20 protein-coding genes are annotated in these 20211 nt (G+C 70.9%); 10 read left to right on the top strand and 10 right to left on the bottom strand.

Translation table 11 applies throughout. The features are described from left to right. Nucleotide 1 precedes the first annotated feature (1 nt). From E5671_RS36795 to pssA, 4 genes are all read left to right on the top strand, one after another. Nucleotides 2–529 (top strand): MaoC family dehydratase, encoded by a 528-nt coding sequence (locus E5671_RS36795; RefSeq protein ID WP_160508251.1) that lies wholly within the window; start codon nt 2–4, stop codon nt 527–529. Nucleotides 530–531: 2 nt separating this feature from the next. Further along, nucleotides 532–1737 (top strand): acyl-CoA dehydrogenase family protein, encoded by a 1206-nt coding sequence (locus tag E5671_RS36790; RefSeq protein ID WP_160508249.1) that lies wholly within the window; start codon nt 532–534, stop codon nt 1735–1737. Between the two features lie 169 nt (nt 1738–1906). Beyond that, nucleotides 1907–2563 carry a phosphatidylserine decarboxylase gene (locus E5671_RS36785; RefSeq protein WP_160508247.1) on the top strand — a complete coding sequence of 219 codons (657 nt, stop codon included), beginning with the start codon at nt 1907–1909 and terminating at the stop codon, nt 2561–2563. Further along, entirely contained in the window at nt 2550–3404 is an 855-nt protein-coding gene (gene pssA / locus E5671_RS36780) for a CDP-diacylglycerol--serine O-phosphatidyltransferase (protein WP_160508244.1), read from the top strand. Before E5671_RS36785 ends, pssA begins: the two co-directional genes overlap by 14 nt. A 96-nt stretch (nt 3405–3500) precedes the next feature. Here the strand turns inward: pssA and E5671_RS36775 are convergent, their stop codons facing one another. From E5671_RS36775 to E5671_RS36755, 5 genes are read right to left on the bottom strand one after another with little or no spacing between them, the layout of a single operon-like run. Further along, a complete protein-coding gene (locus E5671_RS36775; RefSeq protein WP_160508241.1) occupies nt 3501–4775 on the bottom strand; it encodes an ABC transporter substrate-binding protein in 1275 nt (424 codons plus the stop codon). Continuing rightward, on the bottom strand, nt 4772–5899 hold the full coding sequence (locus tag E5671_RS36770) for a branched-chain amino acid ABC transporter permease (RefSeq protein ID WP_443032748.1): 1128 nt from the start codon (nt 5897–5899) through the stop codon (nt 4772–4774). The genes E5671_RS36775 and E5671_RS36770 overlap by 4 nt, the downstream gene beginning before the upstream one ends. Then, the gene (locus E5671_RS36765; RefSeq protein WP_160508239.1) at nt 5892–6782 is read right to left on the bottom strand and encodes an ABC transporter permease subunit; all 891 of its coding nucleotides are present in this window, start codon (nt 6780–6782) and stop codon (nt 5892–5894) included. The genes E5671_RS36770 and E5671_RS36765 overlap by 8 nt, the downstream gene beginning before the upstream one ends. After that, nucleotides 6779–7597 carry an ABC transporter ATP-binding protein gene (locus E5671_RS36760; RefSeq protein ID WP_160508237.1) on the bottom strand — a complete coding sequence of 273 codons (819 nt, stop codon included), beginning with the start codon at nt 7595–7597 and terminating at the stop codon, nt 6779–6781. Before E5671_RS36760 ends, E5671_RS36765 begins: the two co-directional genes overlap by 4 nt. Further along, entirely contained in the window at nt 7594–8406 is an 813-nt protein-coding gene (locus tag E5671_RS36755) for an ATP-binding cassette domain-containing protein (RefSeq protein WP_160508235.1), read from the bottom strand. The genes E5671_RS36760 and E5671_RS36755 overlap by 4 nt, the downstream gene beginning before the upstream one ends. A 215-nt stretch (nt 8407–8621) precedes the next feature. Between E5671_RS36755 and E5671_RS36750 the strand changes: the two genes are divergently transcribed. Then, the gene (locus E5671_RS36750) at nt 8622–9821 is read left to right on the top strand and encodes a PucR family transcriptional regulator (RefSeq protein WP_160508234.1); all 1200 of its coding nucleotides are present in this window, start codon (nt 8622–8624) and stop codon (nt 9819–9821) included. Nucleotides 9822–10091: 270 nt separating this feature from the next. Here E5671_RS36750 and E5671_RS36745 read toward each other — a convergent pair whose 3' ends face one another. Beyond that, nucleotides 10092–11213: a glycerate kinase gene (locus tag E5671_RS36745; RefSeq protein ID WP_336606079.1), complete on the bottom strand. Its 1122-nt coding sequence runs from the start codon at nt 11211–11213 to the stop codon at nt 10092–10094. Nucleotides 11214–11558: 345 nt separating this feature from the next. Between E5671_RS36745 and E5671_RS36740 the strand changes: the two genes are divergently transcribed. Beyond that, nucleotides 11559–12641, top strand: coding sequence for an ADP-ribosylglycohydrolase family protein (locus tag E5671_RS36740; protein WP_160508232.1), 1083 nt, complete (start codon nt 11559–11561; stop codon nt 12639–12641). After that, nucleotides 12638–13129 carry an NUDIX domain-containing protein gene (locus tag E5671_RS36735; RefSeq protein ID WP_160508230.1) on the top strand — a complete coding sequence of 164 codons (492 nt, stop codon included), beginning with the start codon at nt 12638–12640 and terminating at the stop codon, nt 13127–13129. Before E5671_RS36740 ends, E5671_RS36735 begins: the two co-directional genes overlap by 4 nt. Before the next feature lie 13 nt (nt 13130–13142). On the opposite strand, the gene E5671_RS36730 is transcribed toward E5671_RS36735, so the two are convergent. The 3 genes from E5671_RS36730 to E5671_RS36720 all read right to left on the bottom strand — a co-directional run bounded on the left by E5671_RS36730 (nt 13143) and on the right by E5671_RS36720 (nt 16846). Further along, entirely contained in the window at nt 13143–13643 is a 501-nt protein-coding gene (locus E5671_RS36730) for a methylated-DNA--[protein]-cysteine S-methyltransferase (RefSeq protein ID WP_160508228.1), read from the bottom strand. A 25-nt stretch (nt 13644–13668) separates the two neighbouring features. Beyond that, on the bottom strand, nt 13669–15135 hold the full coding sequence (locus E5671_RS36725) for an AlkA N-terminal domain-containing protein (RefSeq protein ID WP_160510645.1): 1467 nt from the start codon (nt 15133–15135) through the stop codon (nt 13669–13671). Between the two features lie 301 nt (nt 15136–15436). Further along, nucleotides 15437–16846, bottom strand: a complete 1410-nt coding sequence (locus E5671_RS36720; protein WP_160508226.1) for a phytoene desaturase family protein — start codon at nt 16844–16846, stop codon at nt 15437–15439. A 98-nt stretch (nt 16847–16944) separates the two neighbouring features. Between E5671_RS36720 and E5671_RS36715 the strand changes: the two genes are divergently transcribed. Further along, nucleotides 16945–17205: a hypothetical protein gene (locus tag E5671_RS36715; RefSeq protein ID WP_160508225.1), complete on the top strand. Its 261-nt coding sequence runs from the start codon at nt 16945–16947 to the stop codon at nt 17203–17205. An 86-nt stretch (nt 17206–17291) separates the two neighbouring features. On the opposite strand, the gene E5671_RS36710 is transcribed toward E5671_RS36715, so the two are convergent. Further along, a complete protein-coding gene (locus E5671_RS36710) occupies nt 17292–18122 on the bottom strand; it encodes an inositol monophosphatase family protein (protein WP_160508223.1) in 831 nt (276 codons plus the stop codon). A gap of 268 nt (nt 18123–18390) precedes the next feature. On the opposite strand from E5671_RS36710, the gene E5671_RS36705 reads away from it, so the two are divergent. Both E5671_RS36705 and E5671_RS36700 read left to right on the top strand, forming a co-directional pair. After that, complete coding sequence (locus tag E5671_RS36705) at nt 18391–19485, top strand: baeRF3 domain-containing protein (RefSeq protein WP_160508220.1); 1095 nt, start codon at nt 18391–18393, stop codon at nt 19483–19485. 44 nt (nt 19486–19529) lie between these two features. Next, nucleotides 19530–20204: a hypothetical protein gene (locus tag E5671_RS36700; protein ID WP_160508218.1), complete on the top strand. Its 675-nt coding sequence runs from the start codon at nt 19530–19532 to the stop codon at nt 20202–20204. Nucleotides 20205–20211 lie beyond the last annotated feature (7 nt).

Genomic DNA, 20211 nt, shown 5'->3' with positions numbered 1-20211 from the left:
GATGCAGTTCGGCCGCACCTACGAAGAGTTCACCGTCGGGGACGTCTACAAGCACTGGCCCGGAAAGACGGTCACGGAGTACGACGACCACCTCTTCTGCCTCCTGACGATGAACCACCACCCCCTCCACATGGACAGCAACTATGCGGAGCAGACGACGGACTTCGGTAAGAACGTCGTCGTGGGCAACTACATCTACTCGCTGCTCCTGGGCATGTCCGTGCCGGACGTCTCGGGCAAGGCGATCGCCAACCTGGAGGTCGAGTCGCTCAAGCACGTCGCGCCGACCTTCCACGGCGACACGATCTACGGCGAGACCACGGTCCTGGACAAGACTCCGTCGAAGTCCAAGTCGGACCGCGGCATCGTCTACGTGGAGACCAAGGGCTACAAGCAGGACGGCACGCTGGTCTGCGTGTTCCGCCGCAAGGTGATGGTCCCCACCGAGACGTACATCAAGGAGCGCGGCGGCGAGCAGCCCGGCCGCCCGGAGCTGCGGGACACCGCGAAGAAGACGCAGGAGAAGTAGCCATGAGCCGACTCGCGCAGACCGCAGGTCTCACCGACATCCAGCAGGAGATCCTTTCCACGGTCCGGGACTTCGTCGACAAGGAGATCATTCCGGTCGCCACGGAGCTGGAGCACCGTGACGAGTACCCCCAGCAGATCGTGGACGGGCTCAAGGAGTTGGGCCTCTTCGGGCTCATGATCCCGGAGGAGTACGGCGGTCTGGGCGAGTCGCTGCTCACGTACGCGCTGTGCGTCGAGGAGATAGCGCGTGGCTGGATGTCGGTCTCCGGCATCATCAACACCCACTTCATCGTCGCCTACATGCTCAAGCAGCACGGGACGCAGGAGCAGAAGGACACCTTCCTGCCGCGCATGGCGGCCGGCGAGGTGCGCGGCGCGTTCTCCATGTCGGAGCCCGCGCTCGGCTCCGACGTGTCGGCGATCACGTCCAAGGGCGTCAAGGACGGCGACGAGTACGTCCTCAACGGTCAGAAGATGTGGCTGACCAACGGCGGAACGTCGACTCTGGTCGCCGTTCTGTGCCGAAGTGACGAAGGACACCCCGAGGGCACCGCGCCCCACAAGTCGATGACGACCTTCCTCGTCGAGAAGGAGCCCGGCTTCGGAGAGGTCCGCCCAGGCCTCACCATCCCCGGCAAGATCGACAAGATGGGTTACAAGGGCGTCGACACGACCGAACTCATCATGGACGGACTGCGAATTCCGGCCAATCGCGTGCTCGGCGGGACCACCGGCCGCGGTTTTTACCAAATGATGGACGGCGTCGAAGTCGGCCGCGTGAATGTCGCGGCGCGTGGCTGCGGGGTCGCTCAGCGTGCATTTGAGCTCGGTGTCTCATATGCCCAGCAGCGTCACACTTTCGGCAAGGCGATCGCTCAGCACCAGGCGATCCAGTTCAAGCTGGCCGAGATGGCTACCAAGGTCGAGGCCGCCCATGCGATGATGGTGAATGCAGCACGCAAAAAGGACTCCGGGGAGCGAAACGACCTCGAAGCAGGGATGGCGAAGTACCTCGCCTCTGAATACTGCAAAGAAGTCGTAGAGGACGCGTTCCGGATTCATGGCGGTTACGGCTTCTCGAAGGAGTACGAGATCGAGCGCCTGTACCGTGAGGCTCCGATGCTGCTGATCGGCGAAGGTACCGCCGAGATCCAGAAAATGATCATTGGGCGGCGACTGCTCGAAGAGTATCGATTCCAGGGCTAGATGCCCGATTTGGGGTGTTTTCATCGAGAAGAAGGTCACACCCTGTCAACACTCTTCGGCCGTCGACTCCGCTTCCTGGCTTGCCCAGTTGTGGCTCGCAACCGATACCATCCGGAAAAAGCCGCCGTCCCCCGTTCATGCGCGGCATCATCCGCTACGAAGGTCATCCATGCCCCACAGCCAAACCTCTGCACCACGCGACAGCCTCGCTGGCGTACGCCTTGCGCGCGGAGCATCGCCGTGGCTCCTGCCGACTGTCGCCACCGCGGCACTCAGCCTCGTGCGAGCGCGTCGTTCCAAGGGCGCCGCGGCCGTCGCCGTGCCCGCCACCGCCCTGGCGGCGGGCATGCTGTGGTTCTTCCGCGACCCTGAGCGCGACATCGCCCAGGGCCGGGTCATCTCCCCGGCCGACGGTGTGGTGCAGAGCATCATGCCGTGGAAGGACGGGCGTACCCGCGTCGCGATCTTCATGAGCCCGCTGAACGTCCACGTCAACCGCGCGCCCCTCGCGGGCACGGTGACGTCCGTGGAGCACATCCCCGGCGGGTTCGTCCCGGCGTTCAACAAGGAGAGCGAGAACAACGAGCGCGTTGTCTGGCACTTCGACACCGAGCTCGGTGACATCGAGATGATCCAGATCGCGGGCGCGGTCGCGCGGCGCATCGTTCCTTACGTGCCGCAGGGCACGAAGGTGGAGCAAGGCGAACGGATCGGCCTGATCCGCTTCGGCTCCCGTGTCGACATCTACCTCCCCGAGGGTGTCGACGTGGACGTCGAGGTCGGTCAGAAGACCGTGGCTGGGGTGACTCGCATTGACCGTGGTTGATCCTGAGACACAGGCGGGCTGGGTGCCCGAGGCGGCCGAGGACGAGGCCGACGAGGAGATGCCTCTCTCACTCCGCCTCTCGATAGCGGACACCCTCACGCTCGGTAACGCCACGTGCGGATTCATGGCGGTGTACTTCACCACCACCGGCATCCTCATCCCGCACCTCCAGGGCAGCAACGAAAGCGGCATGGCGCGGCACTCCGCCGCGACCGCCGTGATCCTGATGCTCTGCGCGGCCGTCTTCGACCTCTTCGACGGACTCGTGGCGCGCAAGCTGCGGTCCTCGCCGATGGGCGCCGAGCTCGACAACCTCTCGGACCTGATCAGCTTCGGTCTGGCCCCCGCGTACTTCGTGCTCGTCTACGGCATGGTCGCCGACGACGCGCACCAGAGAGTGGCCGCGGTCGGAGCGATCGTGGTGCTGCTGGCGGTGGTGCTGCGGCTTGCGCGGTTCAGTTGCGTGACCGTGAAGGACGGCACCTTCCAGGGCATGCCATCGCCGTTCGGCGCGCTCACGGTCGTCTCGATCGTGCTCCTGGAGCTCCCCTTCTGGGCGACGCTCCTGGCGATCACCGGCACGGCCTGGCTCATGGTCAGCCGCGTCGAGTACCCCAAGCCGCGGGGCCCGCTCGCGGTGGCCATGCTCGCTTGGATCGTCGCGGCCATGGGGCTGCTCGCGGCCTGGGCGTTCGACGCCCCGGGCGGTCTCCTTCTCCTGCAGACCGGCTGCGCGCTCCAGGTCGTTCTCGGCGCGGTGATTCCCCTCTTCGCCACGGCGCGGAGGGTGAACAACTTCCGGGACAACCGGCGTGAGGCACGTGCCGCGCAGTTGCCGTAGCGGCTTCTGTACGTTGCCGGAAGGGGCCCGAACCAATTGGTTCGGGCCCCTTCCGGCTGTTCGGGCGCTTCTCAGGTTCTGGCTGTTCAGGCGCTCTCAGGCGCCGGGGGTGTACCCCTCGGCCACCTCCGCCGCGCCCGGTTCCCTGGCGACCTTCATGCCGCCCGTCACGCTCTTGTCGGGGCGCAGGATCACGCTCTCCTTCGACGAGGGCGCCTTGGGGTCGCTGAAGTCCTGGGTGACGCCGAAGCCCGTGTCGAAGGAGTCGATGGTCAGGAGCGCCTTGTCGACGCCGTCACGGGTGAGGTCCTTGCTCTCGCAGGCCTTCTTCAGGGCCTCGCCGAAGACGGACGCCGCGGTCCAGCCGGCCGTCACGCCGTTGTCCAGGGCGTCCTTCGGGTAGGCCTTCTTGTAGTCGGCGACGAGCTTCTTCGCGGCGGGGGTGTCCGCGCCGATCGGGAGGGTCGGCGAGGCCACGTAGTAGTTCTTCGCCAGGGCCGGGCCCGCCTGCGTGCCCAGGAGCTGGGGTGCGAACGCCGAGTTGTTGCCGATGATCGGGACCTCGAACTTGCCCGCCGCCGCTACCCCGACGAGCGACGCCGCCTGCCGGGGGCCCGCACTGATCACGACAGCCTTCACTCCGGCCTTCTTCAGGGCCGCGACCTGCGCCGTCATGTCGTTGTCGGTGGCCTTGATCTTCTGCTCCACGACGGTGAGGCCCGACTCCTTCGCCATGTACTGCGAGCCCTTCAGCGCGTTCTCGCCGTAGTCGCCCTCGAAGTAGACATGGCCGAGCTTGTCGCCCTTCTTGAGGCCCTTCTCCTTCATCAGGAAGTCGATCGCGTTGATCGTCTCCAGGTCGTACGTCGAGCCGACGACCCGGACGTACGGGCTGCCGAGCAGATTCGCCGACCAGGCCTGCGGCAGCACGAGCCCCTTGTTCCCGTCGACGCGCTGCTTGACCGCGGCGACGAACGGGGAGCCGATGAACTGGGCGAAGCCGAGGACGTCCGGCTCCAGCTCGGTGTACGCGGCGACCGCCTTCTGGGGGTCGTAGCCGTGGTCCCGGACGGTCAGCTTCAGCTTGCGGCCGCAGATCCCGCCGTCGGCGTTGACCTGCTTGACGTAGAGCTGCTGGGCCTGGGTGACGCTCTTGCCGAGGGTCGCGTAGACGCCGGTCATGTCGGTGAGCACACCGAGGTTGATCGTCTTGGCGGAGACGCCGACGCCGGACTTGACCCCGCCCGCGCCCTCCTTGTCGCCCTCGTCGTCCCCCGCCTTGGAGCTGCATCCCGCCACCGCGAGCAGCGCGGCGAGCGCCGTAGCCGTCGCGGTGGCCCTTTTCGCCCTTGTCAACGTGCGTGAACTCATCGTTCCTCCCCTGATTCCCCTGAAGTTGGGCCGGACGTCGGCCTGGAGCGCCGGGCGGCGATGCTGGCCAGGCCGCCGGGCAGGAACAGCACCACCGCCACGACGGCGGCGCCGTACAGATACCGGGACGCCTCACCCGGTGTGATCCCGCCACTGCCGGGGGCCGAGACCAGGGGCAGCGCGTCGCTGTACCGGGTCAGGAGCTGCGGCAGCAGGGACACCACGGCGGCGCCGGCCACCGCGCCCGCCACCGAGCCGAGGCCGCCGATGACGATCATGGCGAGGTATTCGAGGGACAGCGTCATGCCGAAGTAGTCCGGCACGGTGCGCTGGAAGACGAGGGCGAGCAGGACCCCGGCGAGGCCCGCGTACATCGACGACAGGACGAAGACGCCCGCGCGGTAGCGGGCGACGGGCACCCCGATGACACCGGCGGCGATGCGGTGGTCGCGGATGGCGTTCATGGCGCGGCCCGGGCGCCCGCGCAGCACGCCGCGGGCGAAGAGTCCGCAGCCGAGGAGGAGGACGAGGCCCGCGTACCAGAGCTTCTCCGACGCCCCGAACGGCACGGCGGCCACGACCATCTCGCTGTCGTCGAAGGTGATGCCGAAGACGCTCAGGGGCGGTACGTCGCGTCCGTTGGAGCCGCCTGTCAGGTCATGGGCGTTGAAGAGCACGTGCTGCCCGATGAAGATCAGCGCGAGGGTGGCGATGCCGAGGTAGGCGCCGCGCAGGCGTCCCGCGATGGGGCTGAAGAGTCCGCCCGCGATCCCCGCGACGCCGACGGCCAGGGCGGCCGCGATCCAGGTGGGAAGGCCGAGTCCGGTCAGGCCGGTGTCACCCCCCTCCCCCGCGAAGACGCAGTACCCGTACGCGCCGATCGCGAGGAAGAAGGCGTGGCCCATGGAGAGCTGGCCGGTCGCGCCGGTGAGGAGGTTGATGCCGATCGCGCCGATCGCGGCGGCCATGGCGAAGAGGCCCGCCTGGAGCCAGAACCGGTCGAGGTAGAAGGGCAGGGCGAGCAGGAGCACGGCGCCCGCGATCCATACGTACGTCCGGGGGCGGGTCAGTCTCGTACGGCCTCGGGAGCGCAGCTCCCGTCCACGGGCCAGGACTTCAGACACGGGCGAGCTCCTTCGTGCCGAAGAGTCCGGCGGGCCGGATGAGGAGGATGACGGTCATCACGAGGTAGGGCGCGAGGTCGCCCAATCCCCTTCCCAGGAACGTGAGTTCGCTCTGGTACCCGGTGGCGAGGGATTCGGTGACCCCCACCACGAGGCCGCCGACGAGCGCGCCCGTGGTGGAGTCGAGTCCGCCGAGGATCGCGGCAGGGAAGGCCTTCAGCGCGGCGAGCGATGTGGCCCGTTCGAGCCCCGGGGTCGGGAAGACGGTGAGGAAGAGCGCCGCCACGGCGGCGAGCCCGCCCGCCACCGCCCAGGCGCCGAGCGAGACCCGGCCCAGACGCACACCCATCAGGGCCGCGGTCTCCTGGCTCTCGGCGGCGGCCCGCATCGCGACGCCCCAGGAGGTGTAGCGGAAGGCGAGCAGGAAGACGGTGATGAGGAGCGCGGCGGCGACGAACGCGGCGATGCGCGTGTGCGCGATGGAGATCGACCCGATGGTGAGCACCGAGTCGCCCCAGGGATCACCGAGGGAGAGCACATCGGTGCCGAGGCGGCGGGTGAGCTCGGTGATGAGCAGGATGTCGACGCCGATCGTGACGATGGCGAGAACGCTGTGGTCGGAGCCGCGGTAGCGCCGCATGACCAGGAACTCGATGGCGGCGCCGACGACGGCGGCGCCCGCGATGCCGACGAGCAGCGCCGGCCAGAAGCCGATGTCGTCGTGGAGGGACGCGGTGACGTAGCCGCCCGCCAGGAGCAGCGAGGCGTGCGCGAAGTTCACGACTTCGGTGGCCCGGAAGATGACGACGAAGCCGAGGGCGATGAGGGCGTAGACGGACCCCATCGAGAGGCCGTTGAGGAGAAGCTCGACGAAGGTGGTCACGAGGTCGCCTCCTCTCCCAGGTAGGCGCGCACGACCGCGGGGTCGTTCTGTACGGCCGCCGGGCTGCCGTCCGCTATGCGCCGGCCGAAGTCAAGTACGGTCACCGCGTCCGCGAGCCGCATCACCACCCCCATGTCGTGTTCCACCAGGACGATCGAGATTCCGAGGCTGTCGCGGACGCCCGCGATGACGGCGGCCGTGCGTTGCCGCTCGTCCGCGGTCATGCCCGCGACGGGCTCGTCGAGAAGGAGCAGCCGGGGCTCCATGCACAAGGCGCGGGCCAGTTCCGCGAGTTTCTGCTGCCCGTACGGCAAGGAGCCCGCAGGAGCGTTGAGTTGGTGCTCGATGCCGACGAACGCCGCTATCTCCCGCACCCGTTCGCGGTGGGTTCGCTCTTCGCGCGCGGCCGACGGGAGCCGGAGTCCCGCGGCGAGGAATCCCGTGCGGGTGAGCCGGTGGCGGCCGAGCATCAGACTGTCGGCGACCGTCGCTCGCGGCGGCAGGGCGAGGTTCTGGAAGATCCGCGCGACGCCGAGGTCGGCGATGCGGTGCGGAGGCATCGTCGTCAGCTCGTGCTCGCCGAAGCGGACGCTGCCGCCGGTGGCGCGGTACACGCCGGACAGGACGTTGAAGCAGGTGGACTTCCCCGCGCCGTTCGGCCCGATGATGGCGTGCACGGTGCCGGGCATGACCGTGAAACTGACGGCGTCGAGCGCGGTGAGGCCCGCGAAGCGCACGGTCAACTCCCGTACTTCCAGGGCGGGTACGTCTTCCTCTCGTGCTGGTGCGTCGGCCTTCGGGTGGTCCTCGGTCATCGTCGGCCCGCCCATCGCCGCAGCACCGGCAGCGCGCTGACGCCGCGTGAGGCGTCGGCCGCGGCGGTCTCGTCGACCACGCCGAGGTAGCGGCGGCGTACCTCGTCGGATGCGGACAGCTCGTCCGCGGGGCCAGCGAGTGCCACTTCGCCCACGTCCAGGACGTACGCACGTGATGCGAGGCGCAGGGCGAGCGCGGCGTTCTGTTCGACGAGGAGGACCGCGGTGCCCTGGGCGTTGATCTCCTGGATGGTGTCGGCGATGCGTGCCGCCATCAACGGGGCGAGGCCCAGGGAGGGTTCGTCCAGGAGCAGCAGCTTCGGTGAGGCCATCAGCGCCCTGGCGACCGCGAGCATCTGCTGCTCGCCGCCGGAGAGGAGCCCGGCCCGCTGGCCCGCGCGCTCGGCGAGCACCGGGAAGAGTTCATGGACACGCTCCAGGGCCCTGGCCTTCGCGGCCCGGCTTCCCGCGGAGCCGAGCGCGCCCGCCCGCAGGTTGTCGGCGACGGTCATCCGGGCGAACACCCTTCTTCCTTCCGGCACTTGGGAGACTCCGGCGGCGACCACCCGGTCCGCGTGCAGTCCGTCGATGCGCCGCCCGCCGAAGTGGATGGAGCCAGTGGTGAGCGCCCCCCGGTGAAAGGCGAGGGTGCGTGAAATGGCGCGCAGGAGCGTCGACTTGCCCGCGCCGTTGCCGCCGAGCACGGCGACGACGGCGCCGTCCGGTACTTCGAGCGACACCTGGCGCAGCGCGCGCACCGGCCCATACCCGACCGACGCGTCCTGTACGACCAGCACAGAACCACCCACCTGGGACCCCCTGTCCTTCGCGTGGCGCTCAGCCCAGCACCGCCGCGCCCGCCCGTCCACGGCCTGTGTCCGAATCGCTGCGGGTGACCAGCGGGACCGGCCACCGGTTGTGCACGGGCACAACACCCCGTGTCAGGGGCCTGCCAGGGGTGGCCGAGCGGTGGCATCCTTCGCAGCACAAAGGCACGGCGGGCGGCGGCGACAGGGGGCGATCCATGAGCGGGCGCAGGCCTCGGACGGGCCACGACTGGAAGGTGCTCGAGGAGGCGTGCGTGGCGCTGAAGCCCCGCATTCCGGAGCTGGTGGACGAACACCTGCGCCAGCTCTTCGAGCACTCTCCGGTGTACGCGCGAGTGCTGCCGTACGACCAGCAGTGGCGGGAGGCGGAGGAGGCGGTGCGCATCGGCATCGAGACGATCTCGGCGCCGCGGGCGTCGCCGCGCCGCGATCTGGAGTACGCGGAGGAGGCCGGCCGGCGCCGGGCCCAGCAGGGCCTTCCGCTCGACCTGGTGGTGCACTCGTACCGCAACGCGGGCTATCTGGTCTGGGACTCGCTGCTCGAAGGCACCGTGGGGCAGGACCCGGAGAAGCTCGCGGTCCTGATGCGGTCGGCGACGATGGTGTGGTCGGCGGTCGACGCGCAGGCGGCGGCCGCGTCCGACGCGTACCGGGCGACGGAGATGGAGCTGCGGCGCCGCACCGACGAGCAGCTGCAGGCGCTGCTGGACGCGCTCCTGGAGGGCCAGTCCGCGCCCGGCCTCGCCTCACGGGTGGCGGCGGGGCTCGATCTGCCGGAGCGCGGGCCGTACGCGGTGGTGGTCCTGCGCGCCGAGCGGCGGGACGGGCGTGCCGCGTTCCACCGGCAGATCCAGCGGGCCGGGTTCCGTTTCGTCTGGCGGATGCGGACGGATCGGGAGGTGGGGGTGGTGGCGCTCGGCGAGGAGGAGGGCCTGGACGAGTTGGCGACCGCGCTGGAGGGGCGGTGCCCCGGGCCAGGCGGCATCAGCCCCGTGGTGGCGGGACTCTCCGAACTGGGCCACGCGCGGCGCCTCGCCGAACTGGCGCTGCGTACGTGCCCGCCGGACGCGACCGGCATCGTACGGCTCGACCAGCGGATGCCGACGGCTCTGGTGGTGAGCCAGCCGGAGCTGGCGGGACGCCTGGTGTCAGACGTGTTCGGCGAGGTGCTCGCCCTTGAACCGGCAGACCGGGCGGTGCTCCTGGAAACGCTGGACGCGTGGCTGCTGTGCGAAGGCTCGGCGGGGCGGGCCGCGGGACGCCTGTACTGCCACCGGAACACGGTGTTCAACCGCTTACGACGCCTGGAGCAACTGACGTCACGATCACTGGCGCGCCCACGGGACCTGATGGAGATGACACTGGCCCTGGACGCGTACCGGCTGGCGCCGGGCTAGAGCGGGGGTCCCTCTTCCCCTGCGGCCTGGGGCACCGCCATCACCGGCTACGCCGAGCTCGTCCTCAAACGCCGGACGGGCTGAAATCCCTCCGCCCATCCGGCCCCGTAAGGGGCGCGAGGAACTGCGCGACAAGCCCCCACCGACCCAAGGCGTACCCAACCACCGTCGGGCCCCGTCAGGGGCGCGGGGAACTGCGCGGCCACCCCCCACCGGCCCGCGGTGTCCCCGTCCCCGCCCCGCCCCGCCCCGCCCAGCCCAGCGCAGCGCCTAGCTCAGGAAGTCCCGGGCGATCCCCTCCGCCACCGTCTCCAGAATCGGCCCCGCCTCAGCAATGCACCGCGCCACATCCGGCTCCACGTCAGTGAGCGCGTACGCCCGCCGGATGCCCGCCTTGCCCAGCGCCTCCGCCGGAAGGGCCAGGCGGCCGCAGACCGCCACCACCTCAACGCCCGCCGCGCGGCCCGCCGCCGCGACACCGGCGGGGGCCTTGCCGTGCAGGGTCTGCTCGTCCAGCGAGCCCTCCCCCGTGATCACCAGCGAGGCCCGCGCAAGCGCCGGCGCGAAGCCGAGGACGTCCAGCATGACCTCGATCCCGGGGCGGAAGCTCGCGCCGAGCCCGACGAGGGCGCCGTAGCCGATGCCACCCGCCGCTCCGGCTCCCGGAGACTCCGCGTACTCCAAGGCGGAGGAGCCCACCGAATCGGAGAGCACCCGCGCAAAGTGCGCGAGGGCCGCGTCCAGCTCGGCGACGTCCTCCGGGGTCGCCCCCTTCTGCGGCCCGTACACCGCCGGAGCGCCCTTCGGTCCGGTCAGCGGGTTGTCCACGTCGCTGGCCAGGACCAGGTCGACCGAGGCGAACCGCTCGTCGAGTTCGGAAAGGTCCGCCGTGGCCAGCGAGGCCAGCGGCCCGCCCCCCGGCGCCACCGGCGCCCCGTCCGCGTCCAGGAAGACCGCGCCGAGCGCGGCCAGCATGCCGGCACCGCCGTCCGTCGTCGCACTGCCTCCGACGCCGAAGACGATGGTCCGCGCCCCCGCGTCGAGCGCGGCGCGCAGCAGCTCCCCGGAGCCGTACGTCGTGGACGTGAGCGGCGCGAAGACGCCCTCGGGCAGCAGCTGGAGGCCCGACGCCTCCGCCATCTCCACCACCGCGGTTCCGTCCCGCAGCGCGTATGCCGCGGTGACCTTGTCGCCGAGCGGCCCCGTCACCCGCACCTCACGGCGCTCGAAACCGGCCGCGACGGCCGCGGCGACCGTGCCGTCGCCGCCGTCGGCCACCGGCAAGGCTTCCACCTCCACCTGCGGAGCGACACGGCGAAGCCCGGCCGTCACCCGCTCCGCGACCTGCACGGCCGTGAGTGAGCCCTTGAACTTGTCCGCGGCGATGAGCACATGCCCCGCCGTCCCAGCAGCGTCCGCCACCTTGCATCCCCTTGCTTTCCGGGCCTTGCTCGCGTCAAGGCAGTCGCGCCGCTGCGACCATAACCGGAGGAGGGGCCGCCTGCCCATGGCCGCCCGCATTTCGGAGGCTCCCCTTCCCTCCTTAAGTCGCCGTAAATCACCACATCGCGGCGCAGCATGATCGCAGAAATGATCGATCAGCGACCTTCGGAAGCCCGGCTCGGATCAGCGGCCCGGATCGGCGCCCGGACGAGAACCAGACAAACGTCTCACGCTCCGCGTCGAACCGGTCACGTAGACCGCGCACAACCGCCCCGAATTCGGTAAACCGGACGCATGACCCCAGCGCATACGGAACTCGCCGAACGTGTCCTCGCCGACCGCGTACTCGGCGGCTGGATCGGGCGGATCGCGGGCAACATGCTCGGCAAACCCATCGAGCGGGGCGACTACTGGACGCGTGAGCGCATCGAGCGCTATCTGCGGCAGGCCGACGCGCTGCCGCTCACCGACTACCTGCCCGAACCCCCTTCCTGGGTCGAGGAGTTCCAGCTGCGGCCCGAGTGGCAGCAGTGCATCCGCGGCAGGGTGCACGGCAGCTGCCGCGACGACGACGTCGACTACGCGATCCTCGGAATGCACCTTCTGGAGACGCACGGGTTCACGTTCAGCACCGAACAGGTCGGCGAGCTGTGGCTGCTGCGCCTCCCCTATCTGCAGACGTTCACCGCGGAGCGCGCCGCGTACCGGAATCTCGTGAACGGGCTCAAGCCGCCGCTCACCGCGACCTACGAGAACTCCTGCCAGGAGTGGATCGGCGCCCTCATCCGCGCCGACATCTTCGGCTGGACCAACCCCGGAGCCCCGCGCCGCGCGGCCGCCCTCGCCCGCCGCGACGCCGTGCTCTCGCACACCGGCAACGGCGTCTACGGGGCGATGTGGGCGGCGGCGCTCGTATCGGCGGCCTTCTCGGCGGCGACGCCGCGCGCCGCGCTCGACGCGGCCTTCGGCGTCATCCCGTCGAGCTGCCGGCTCGCCCGTACGGTGCGCCGGGTCGTCACGCTGCACGAGGCCGGGCTCAGCTGGGAGGAGACGCTGGCCACCACCGAGTCGGAGACCGCCGGGCTCGGCTGGGTCCACGCGGTGCCGAACTCGGCCGTCCTGACCGCCGGACTCCTCTACGGCGACGGCGACTTCACCCGGACCATCGCCCTGACGGTGCGCGGCGGCCTCGACACCGACTCGAACGGCGCGACCGCCGGGTCCTTCGCGGGGGTGCTGTGCGGGGCCAAGGCGATCCCCGCTCAGTGGCAGGAGCCTCTCGAAGACCGGGTGCGCAGTGCGGTGTTCGGTTTCGACGGGGCGCGGATCAGCGAACTCGCGGCACGGACCGTGGAGCTGTCTACCCTTTCCAAATGACCCTTCAGGACTACGCCACGTACATCGCGGGCCTCCCCCGCGTCATCGCCGGGGCCGCCGCGCTCTTCCGGGACTCCGAGGGGCGGGTGCTGCTCGTCGAGCCCAACTACCGCGAGGGGTGGGCGCTGCCCGGCGGCACCGTCGAGTCGGACGGAGGCGAGACACCGCGGCAGGGGGCGCGCCGCGAGACCGCCGAGGAGATCGGTCTTGATGTCGAGCTGGGAGCACTGCTCGCGGTGGACTGGGTGCCGGGTACGGCGCGGCCTCCGCTGGTCGCCTATCTCTACGACGGCGGGGTGCTCGGCGACGACCAGCTGAAGTCGATCAGGCTCCAGGAGGAGGAACTGCTCTCCTGGCGCCTGGTGGCCCGCGAGGACCTTCCGGAGTTCCTCCCCCATGAGCTGGGGCTGCGGGTGCGGGCCGGGCTTGAGGCCCTCGATGCGGGGACGGGGACCGTGGAGCTGGAGAACGGGCTGCGGGCCGGCTGAGGGTGCTGAGGGTTCAGAAGAGTGCGTCCTCGCTGCCCGGGGTCGCGCCCTCGAAGGCCAACAGCCGCTGCTTGCGGTCGAGTCCGCCGCCGTAGCCGGTCAGGGAGCCGCCCGCCCCGATCACCCGGTGGCAGGGGACGATGACCCCGATCGGGTTCTTGCCGTTGGCCAGGCCGACCGCGCGTGAGGCGTTGGGCTTGCCCAGCATGGCCGCGAGCTCGCCGTACGTACGGGTCTCGCCGTACGGGATCAGTTGAAGCTGCTGCCAGACGGTGCGCTGGAACGGCGTGCCGTCGAGGCGCATCGGCAGGTCGAACTCCCTCAACTCCCCCGTGAAGTACGCCTCCAGCTGGCTGATCGTCTCGCCGAACGGGCTCGCGTCGCGGTCGCCGAAGGTCTCCTCGGGTGGGCGGTGGCGCTGCTCCGTCATGTAGAGGCCGCTGAGGACGCCGTCGGTGGCGACGAGGGTCAGGGGGCCGTAGGGACTTTCGATGAGGGTGTGCTGGCGGTGCATGGGGCTTGTCCTCTCGGACCGGCACTCAGGCCGGGATGGCGTTGATGGGGTGGGTGTCGGTGGCCCACAGGTACTGGACCGCGTACGCGCGCCAGGGGCGCCAGGCCGCGGCCCGAGCGGTGAGCGCCGCCGGGGTGTGCGGCAGGCCGAGTTCCTGTGCCGCGCGGCGGATTCCGAGGTCGGTGGGGAGGAAGGCGTCGGGGTCGCCGAGTGCCCGCATCGCGATGACCTCGACCGTCCAGGGGCCGAAGCCGGGCAGTTCGGTGAGCCGGGCGCGGGCCTCCTCCCAGCCGCTCTCCACGCCGAGCCGGAGTGATCCGTCGGCGAGGTGGCGTACGAGCGTGGTCAGGGTGGTGCGGCGGCTGCGCGGCAGCGCGAGTGCCTCGGGGTCGAGCGCGGCCAGGGCTTCCGGCGCCGGGAAGAGGTGGGTGAGGCCGCCCTCGGGGTCGTCGATCGGTTCGCCGTGCGCGGTGACCAGGCGTGCGGCGTGGGTGCGGGCGGCGGCCGTGGAGACCTGCTGGCCGAGTACCGCGCGTACGGCGAACTCCGCCTCGTCGACCGTGCGCGGCACGCGGCGCCCCGGTGCCTTGGCCACGAGGGGCGCGAGCAGCGGGTCGGCGCTCAGCTGGCCGTCCACCGCGACCGGGTCCGCGTCCAGGTCGAGCATGCGGCGGCAGCGGCTGATGGCGATCGTGAGGTCGCGCATGTCGGTGAGGCTGAGGCGGCAGGCGATGTGGTCCGGGGCGGGGGTGAGGGCGACGACTCCGTGGCCGTAGGGGAGGCGGAGAGTGCGGCGGTACGCGCCGTCGCGCCACTCCTCGACACCCGGTACGGCGGTGGCGATGAGGTGGCCGAAGAGGTTGTCGGGGTTGAGCGGGGCACGGAAGGGGAGGCGGAGCGAGAGCGCGCCGGACGCCTTGGTGGGGGCCTTCGGAGCGCGGGCCCGCAGTTCGCCGGGGGCCAGGGCGAAGACTTCGCGGACGGTGTCGTTGAAGGTGCGGATCGAGGAGAAGCCCGCCGCGAAGGCGATTTCCGCCATGGGCAGGGGGGTCGTCTCGATGAGGAGGCGGGCGGTCTGTGCGCGCTGGGCCCTGGCCAGGGCGAGGGGCCCCGCGCCGAGTTCCGCGAGGAGCTGCCGTTCCACTTGGCGGGTGCTGTAGCCGAGGCGGGTTGCGAGGCCGGGTACGCCGTCGCGGTCGACGACCCCGTCCGCTATGAGCCGCATCGCGCGGGCCACGAGGTCGGCGCGCTGATTCCACTCGGGGGAACCCGGGCTGCTGTCCGGCCGGCACCGCTTGCAGGCCCGGAACCCTTCCTGCTGGCAGGCTGCCGCGCTCGGGTAGAAGCTCATGTTCTCGGGCTTCGGGGGGACCACGGGGCAGCTGGGGCGGCAGTAGATGCGGGTGGTGAGCACCGCGGTGTAGAACCACCCGTCGAACCGGGCATCCTTCGACTGCACGGCACGCACGCAGCGCTCGGAGTCGGTGTGCATGCCGGGCGGGGCCGGGGCGGTGACGGTGGCGGTGGTGGTTGCCATGCGTCAAGCATCGGGCATGGGGGGCGGGGGTGGCTGGCGAGAATCCGACATGGAGGTGGCTGCAGGGGGGTGGGCAGGAAAGCTCGTTCGGTCAGACTGGCACCGCAGGGCAATCGGGCGGGTGGGCGGGAAAGGCTTGTTCGTTCAGGCTGGTGCTGCGGGGTAATCGGGCGGGTGGGTGGGAAAGGCTCGTTCGTGCAGGAAAGGCTGCGGGGGAACCGGTACAGCCCCCGCCCCCGCAGCCGCCCAAGGCTCCTCACGCCACCCGAAGCCTCCGCCACACCGCCTTCGCCGCGTTGTGTCCCGACATGCCGTGCACGCCGGGTCCCGGCGGCGTCGCGGACGAGCAGATGAACACGGCCGGGTGCGCGGTGCCGTACGGAAAGAGGGAGATCTTGGGGCGGAGCAGCAGCTGGAGACCGCTGGCGGCGCCGCAGGCGATGTCACCGCCCACGTAGTTGGCGTTGCGGGCGGCCAACTCGGGCGGGCCCGCGGTGGCACGGGCGAGGACGCGGTCACGGAAGCCGGGGGCAAAACGCTCCAGCTGGCGCTCGATCGCGTCGGTGAGGTCGCCGTCCCAGCCGTTCGGCACATGGCCGTACGCCCAGAAGACCTGCTTGCCCGCAGGCGCACGGGACGGATCGACGAGGCTGGGCTGCACGGTGATCAGGAACGGCGGGTCGGGCGCGCGGTTCTCACGGGACGCGGCGTGCAGCGCGGCGCCGATCTCGGCACTGCTGCCCCCGACCTGCACGGTGCCCGCCACCCGGGCCTCCTTCGCCGTCCACGGGACGGGCCCGTCGAGGGCGTAGTCGACCTTGAAGACGCTCGCGCCGTAGCGATAGCGCTCATAGCTGCGCCCCAGGCCGGCGATCCGGGCGAGGGCGGTGGGCGAGGTGTCGAAGATGTATGCGCGCGCCGGCGGCAGGTCGTCGAGCCGCTTGACCTCGTAGTCCGTGTGGACCGCGCCGCCGAGGTCCTTCAGATACGCGGTGAGCGCGTCCGAGATCGACTGTGAGCCGCCTCGGGCGACCGGCCAGCCACGGGCGTGCGCGGCCAGCGCGAAGACCATGCCGACGGCGCCGGTGGCGATCCCGCCGAGCGGTGCGATGACGTGGGCGACGAGCCCGGAGAACAGGGCGCGGGCCCGGTCGTCGCGGAAGCGCCGCATCAGCCAGGTGGAGGGCGGAAGACCGGCGAGGCCGAAGCGCGCGAGGCCCACGGGGTCGCGCGGCAGCGCGGTCGACGGCAGCGCCATGAAGTCCCGCAGGAGGTCGTCCCACTTGCTGACGAAGGGGTCGACGAGCCGTCTGTACGCCCCCGCGTCGCGCGGCCCGAACGAGGCGGCGGTCTCGGCGACGGAGCGGGAGAGGACGGCGGCGCTGCCGTCCGTGAAGGGGTGCGCCATGGGCAGCTTCGGCTGGAGCCAGTCAAGGCCGTACCGGTCGAGGGGCATGGTGCGGAACACGGGCGAGTTGATGCCCAGCGGATGCGCGGCGGAACAGGGGTCGTGCCGGAACCCGGGAAGCGTCAGCTCCTCGGTCCTCGCCCCGCCGCCGACGGTGTCCCTGGCCTCGAACACGGCCACCGAGAAGCCGCGGCGGGCCAGCTCGACGGCAGCGGTCAGACCGTTCGGTCCCGCCCCCACGATGACGGCATCAAGCATCGACGGCACCTTCGGACTCCTTTGTCAGCCGATGGCCTCTGCCGCCCAGGATAGGCCGGGCCACCGACAGCGCCGTGGGCGCGGGTAGCCTCTGACGGGTGACGTACTGGTTCCGCCGCGCTGACGCGGACTCGGACGACTGGTTCGAGACGGGGGACGACGCGGTCCCCGTACGCCAGGCGTCGTTCCGCGGCCCGGAAGGGCCGGCTTCCGTGGCGGCCTCGCGCGACGAACTGGCCTGGGCCCTCGACAAGTTCGAGCCTTCGAGGCTGCGTGGGAACGCGCCCGCCACCACCGCAACACCATGGCACCGGAAACGGCGGCCCGCTCCCCCAAGGGACTCTGCCGCTCGCCCCTGACGACTGGCCGGTCGTCGGCACCGTCACGGAGTTCGAGGTCACCACCGTGCGCTTCAGTCTGGAGACACCGCGCGGTGCCCCGCAGATCAGACTGCGGCCGACAGCAACTCCACCACCCGGTCGACCGTGGCGGCGTCCCGGCCTGCCGTGAACGGCAGGGCGTTCCCGCCCTCGATCCGGAAGGGCTCACCGGCGACGGTCCGATTGCCGCCTCCGGCCTCGGCCACGAGCAGCAGCCCCGCCGCGTGGTCCCACGCCAGCTCCCAGGAGAAGGCGACCGCGTCCAACTCCCCCCTGGCGATGGCCAGATACTCGAGCCCCGCCGAACCGCAGGGCCGCGGCGCGACGCCCTCCACGCGCAGGCCGTGCAGCGCGCGCTTCTGCTCGGGCGTGGTGAAGTCCGGGTGCGAGGTCGCCACCTCGAGGACCTCCCCCGGCGAACCGGCCACCAGCCGCTCTCCGTCGAGCCAGGCGCCCTTGCCGCGCACGGCGACCGCCATCTCGTCGAGCGCCGGGGCGTACGTCCAGGAGGCGAGCACCTCGCCGCGCCACGCCAGCGCGATCAGCATGCAGAATCCGGGGTCGCCGTGCACGAACTGCCGCGTGCCGTCGACCGGGTCGACGATCCACACCGCCGCGTCGGTGCGTATCGCCTCGTACGTCGAGGGGTCCGCGTGCACCGCTTCTTCTCCCACGACCACGGAGCCCGGGAGCAGCGTGGTCAGTGCCGCCGTCAGCTGCTCCTCGGCGAGGCGGTCGGCCACGGTCACGAGGTCGTGCGGGCCGCTCTTCTGGACGACGTCATCCTCGGCGAGCTGCCGGAACCGCGGCATGACCTCGGCCGCGGCAGCCTTGCGGAGGGCTTCTTCGACGTCGGGGACGCCACGTACAAGAAAGTCTTCGATCGCTTCGATCATGCATCCATGAGAGCACGCCCGACTGACAATCCGTACGGCTCGGGAGAAGGGTGCATGGATTCGAGATGAATCCCACGTGACCTGGCCCCTGGGCCTCGCTCTTACCTGCTCCCCGCAGCCTCACCTGCAAGAACAGACCCTCCCGGCCCCAGCGCGGAGGCGCCCGGGGAAATGCCACGGCCACGGAACAGACATAGGGTGCATTTCATGGCGTAACCCCCTCTCCGAAGGCTCCTCATCCGCCGTCCCGCCCCGAAAGGGTCACTCCATGCATCCCTCCCTCAACCCGGCCGCACTGGCCGGGCTGCGCCGGCCGCGCCCCTATCCCGCCGTCACGGTCCTGCTGCCGACCCACCGCAGGGAGCCGGACAACGCCCAGGATCCCGTGCGGCTGCGGAACCTCGTCGCCGAGGCCAAGGAGCACCTGAAGTCCGACCCGGCCGTGGCCAGGGAGCAGCGGATCGACGTGGCCGCGCAGCTGGACCGGGCGATGGCGGAGATCGACCTCGTGCACGCCGAGGACGGGCTCGCCGTCTTCGCCGCGCCCGGGGAGCACCAGGTGTGGTCGCTCGCCAGGACGGTGCCGTCGCGCGTGGTGCTCTCGGACACCTTCCTGACCCGCAACGTCGTCGCGGCCCAGGCCGCCGAGCGCCCGTACTGGGTCCTCGCCGTATCGGCCGACCGCGTCTCGCTGTGGAGCGGCACCCCGGAGCGGGTCGTCGAGCACACGGCGGACGGCTTCCCCCTGACCCGGAGCCTCGACGACCCCGACGCCGAGCGCAAGGAACGGATCGGCGACCTGCCGAGCACCTTCCGCGACGAGCACACCCGCAAGTTCCTGCGCGAGGGGGACCAGGCCGCGGCCCGCGTGCTGCACTCCCATCCGCGCCCCCTGTTCGTGGCCGGGGAGGCCGCCGCGCTCTCCCTCCTCGACGACGTCGGCACGGTCACCAAGGAGGCCACGCGGGTGCCGCACGGCGGCCTCGCGCACGGCCCTGCGGACACGCTCTGGCAGGCGGTACGCCCCTTCCTCGCCACCCGCGAGAAGGACGAACTCGACTCCGTGGTACGTGAGTTGGAATTGGCCCAGGGGCGGCGAAATTACGCCGCCGGGCTCGACGAGGTCTGGCAGAACGTGACGACGGACCGGGTACGCCTCCTCGCCGTGGAGGACACCTACCAGGCGACCGTGCGCGACAACGGCGGTCATCTCGTCCCGGCCGACGGCGACGATCTCGACGCGGTGGACGACGTCGTGGACGACATCGTCGAGCGGGCCCTGGACACCGGCGCGCAGGTCCGCTTCGTACCCGAAGGCACGCTCACCGACCGCGGCCGGATCGCCTGCGCCCTGCGCTACTGACGCCGCCCCCCCCATCGCAGAGGTCAGGGAAAGGACCGCACCGAATGAACCCCATGCCGCCCCGCGGGAAGCGGCGCCCCACGCGCCCCACGCGCCCCGCACACCGCGGGCCCGCGGTGTCCGCCGCCCTCACGCTCGCCGCCACGGTGACGGCCGCCGCGGCCCTCGTCTCGTGCGGCACCGACAGCGACGCCCCGTCGTCAGAGGGCAGCGAAACGGTCAGCGCGCGGCCGACCGCTCCCGATGCGTCGTCCTTCTCGGAGAAGACCGCGTCGCCGCTGAAGTCACAGGCCTCGGAGGCCGCCGAGTCCGCCCGCGCATCGGCCTCCGAGGCACAGGCCTCCGCGTCGAAGCGCGCTGACGAGTTCGAGGCGTCCGTGTCCGCCGACACGGAACGGGCCAATCAGGCCGCCGAGAAGGCCCTGAAGGGCGTCGCTGGGCGGGGCAACGCGATGTCCGACGTCTCCATGACGGGCAAGCCGCGCTCCGAGACGGGCGGTGTGCTCGCCTCCGTGGTGACCTTCACCAACAGGACCGACAAGACGGCGGACTTCGCCGTGCAGGTCGATTTCGTGGACTCCTCGGGCAAGGCCGTGGAGACCCGCTACGTCGGTACGGAGAACCTCGAACCGGGCAAGCGGGCCCAGCGGTACGCCATCAGCCACGAACCCCCGGAGCCGAAGCTCTCCGCGAAGCTGGTCAAGGCCCAGCGGTACTAGCCCTCAG

It is taken from the genome of Streptomyces sp. BA2 (assembly GCF_009769735.1).
Lineage (GTDB): Bacteria > Actinomycetota > Actinomycetes > Streptomycetales > Streptomycetaceae > Streptomyces.
Note: the sequence above shows the minus strand (reverse complement) of the source record. Positions and strands in the feature narration are given on the sequence as shown.

Bases quoted from the DNA above. Each gene is read 5' to 3' on its own strand.
- E5671_RS36705 (WP_160508220.1), top strand. From the start codon at position 18,391: ATGCATCCCTCCCTCAACCCGGCCGCACTGGCCGGGCTGCGCCGGCCG.
- E5671_RS36795 (WP_160508251.1), top strand. From the start codon at position 2: ATGCAGTTCGGCCGCACCTACGAAGAGTTCACCGTCGGGGACGTCTAC.
- E5671_RS36785 (WP_160508247.1), top strand. From the start codon at position 1,907: ATGCCCCACAGCCAAACCTCTGCACCACGCGACAGCCTCGCTGGCGTA.
- E5671_RS36735 (WP_160508230.1), top strand. From the start codon at position 12,638: ATGACCCTTCAGGACTACGCCACGTACATCGCGGGCCTCCCCCGCGTC.
- E5671_RS36740 (WP_160508232.1), top strand. From the start codon at position 11,559: ATGACCCCAGCGCATACGGAACTCGCCGAACGTGTCCTCGCCGACCGC.
- E5671_RS36775 (WP_160508241.1), bottom strand. From the start codon at position 4,775: ATGAGTTCACGCACGTTGACAAGGGCGAAAAGGGCCACCGCGACGGCT.
- E5671_RS36720 (WP_160508226.1), bottom strand. From the start codon at position 16,846: ATGCTTGATGCCGTCATCGTGGGGGCGGGACCGAACGGTCTGACCGCT.
- E5671_RS36750 (WP_160508234.1), top strand. From the start codon at position 8,622: ATGAGCGGGCGCAGGCCTCGGACGGGCCACGACTGGAAGGTGCTCGAG.
- E5671_RS36700 (WP_160508218.1), top strand. From the start codon at position 19,530: ATGAACCCCATGCCGCCCCGCGGGAAGCGGCGCCCCACGCGCCCCACG.
- E5671_RS36710 (WP_160508223.1), bottom strand. From the start codon at position 18,122: ATGATCGAAGCGATCGAAGACTTTCTTGTACGTGGCGTCCCCGACGTC.
- E5671_RS36790 (WP_160508249.1), top strand. From the start codon at position 532: ATGAGCCGACTCGCGCAGACCGCAGGTCTCACCGACATCCAGCAGGAG.
- E5671_RS36725 (WP_160510645.1), bottom strand. From the start codon at position 15,135: ATGCACACCGACTCCGAGCGCTGCGTGCGTGCCGTGCAGTCGAAGGAT.
- E5671_RS36730 (WP_160508228.1), bottom strand. From the start codon at position 13,643: ATGCACCGCCAGCACACCCTCATCGAAAGTCCCTACGGCCCCCTGACC.
- E5671_RS36760 (WP_160508237.1), bottom strand. From the start codon at position 7,597: ATGACCGAGGACCACCCGAAGGCCGACGCACCAGCACGAGAGGAAGAC.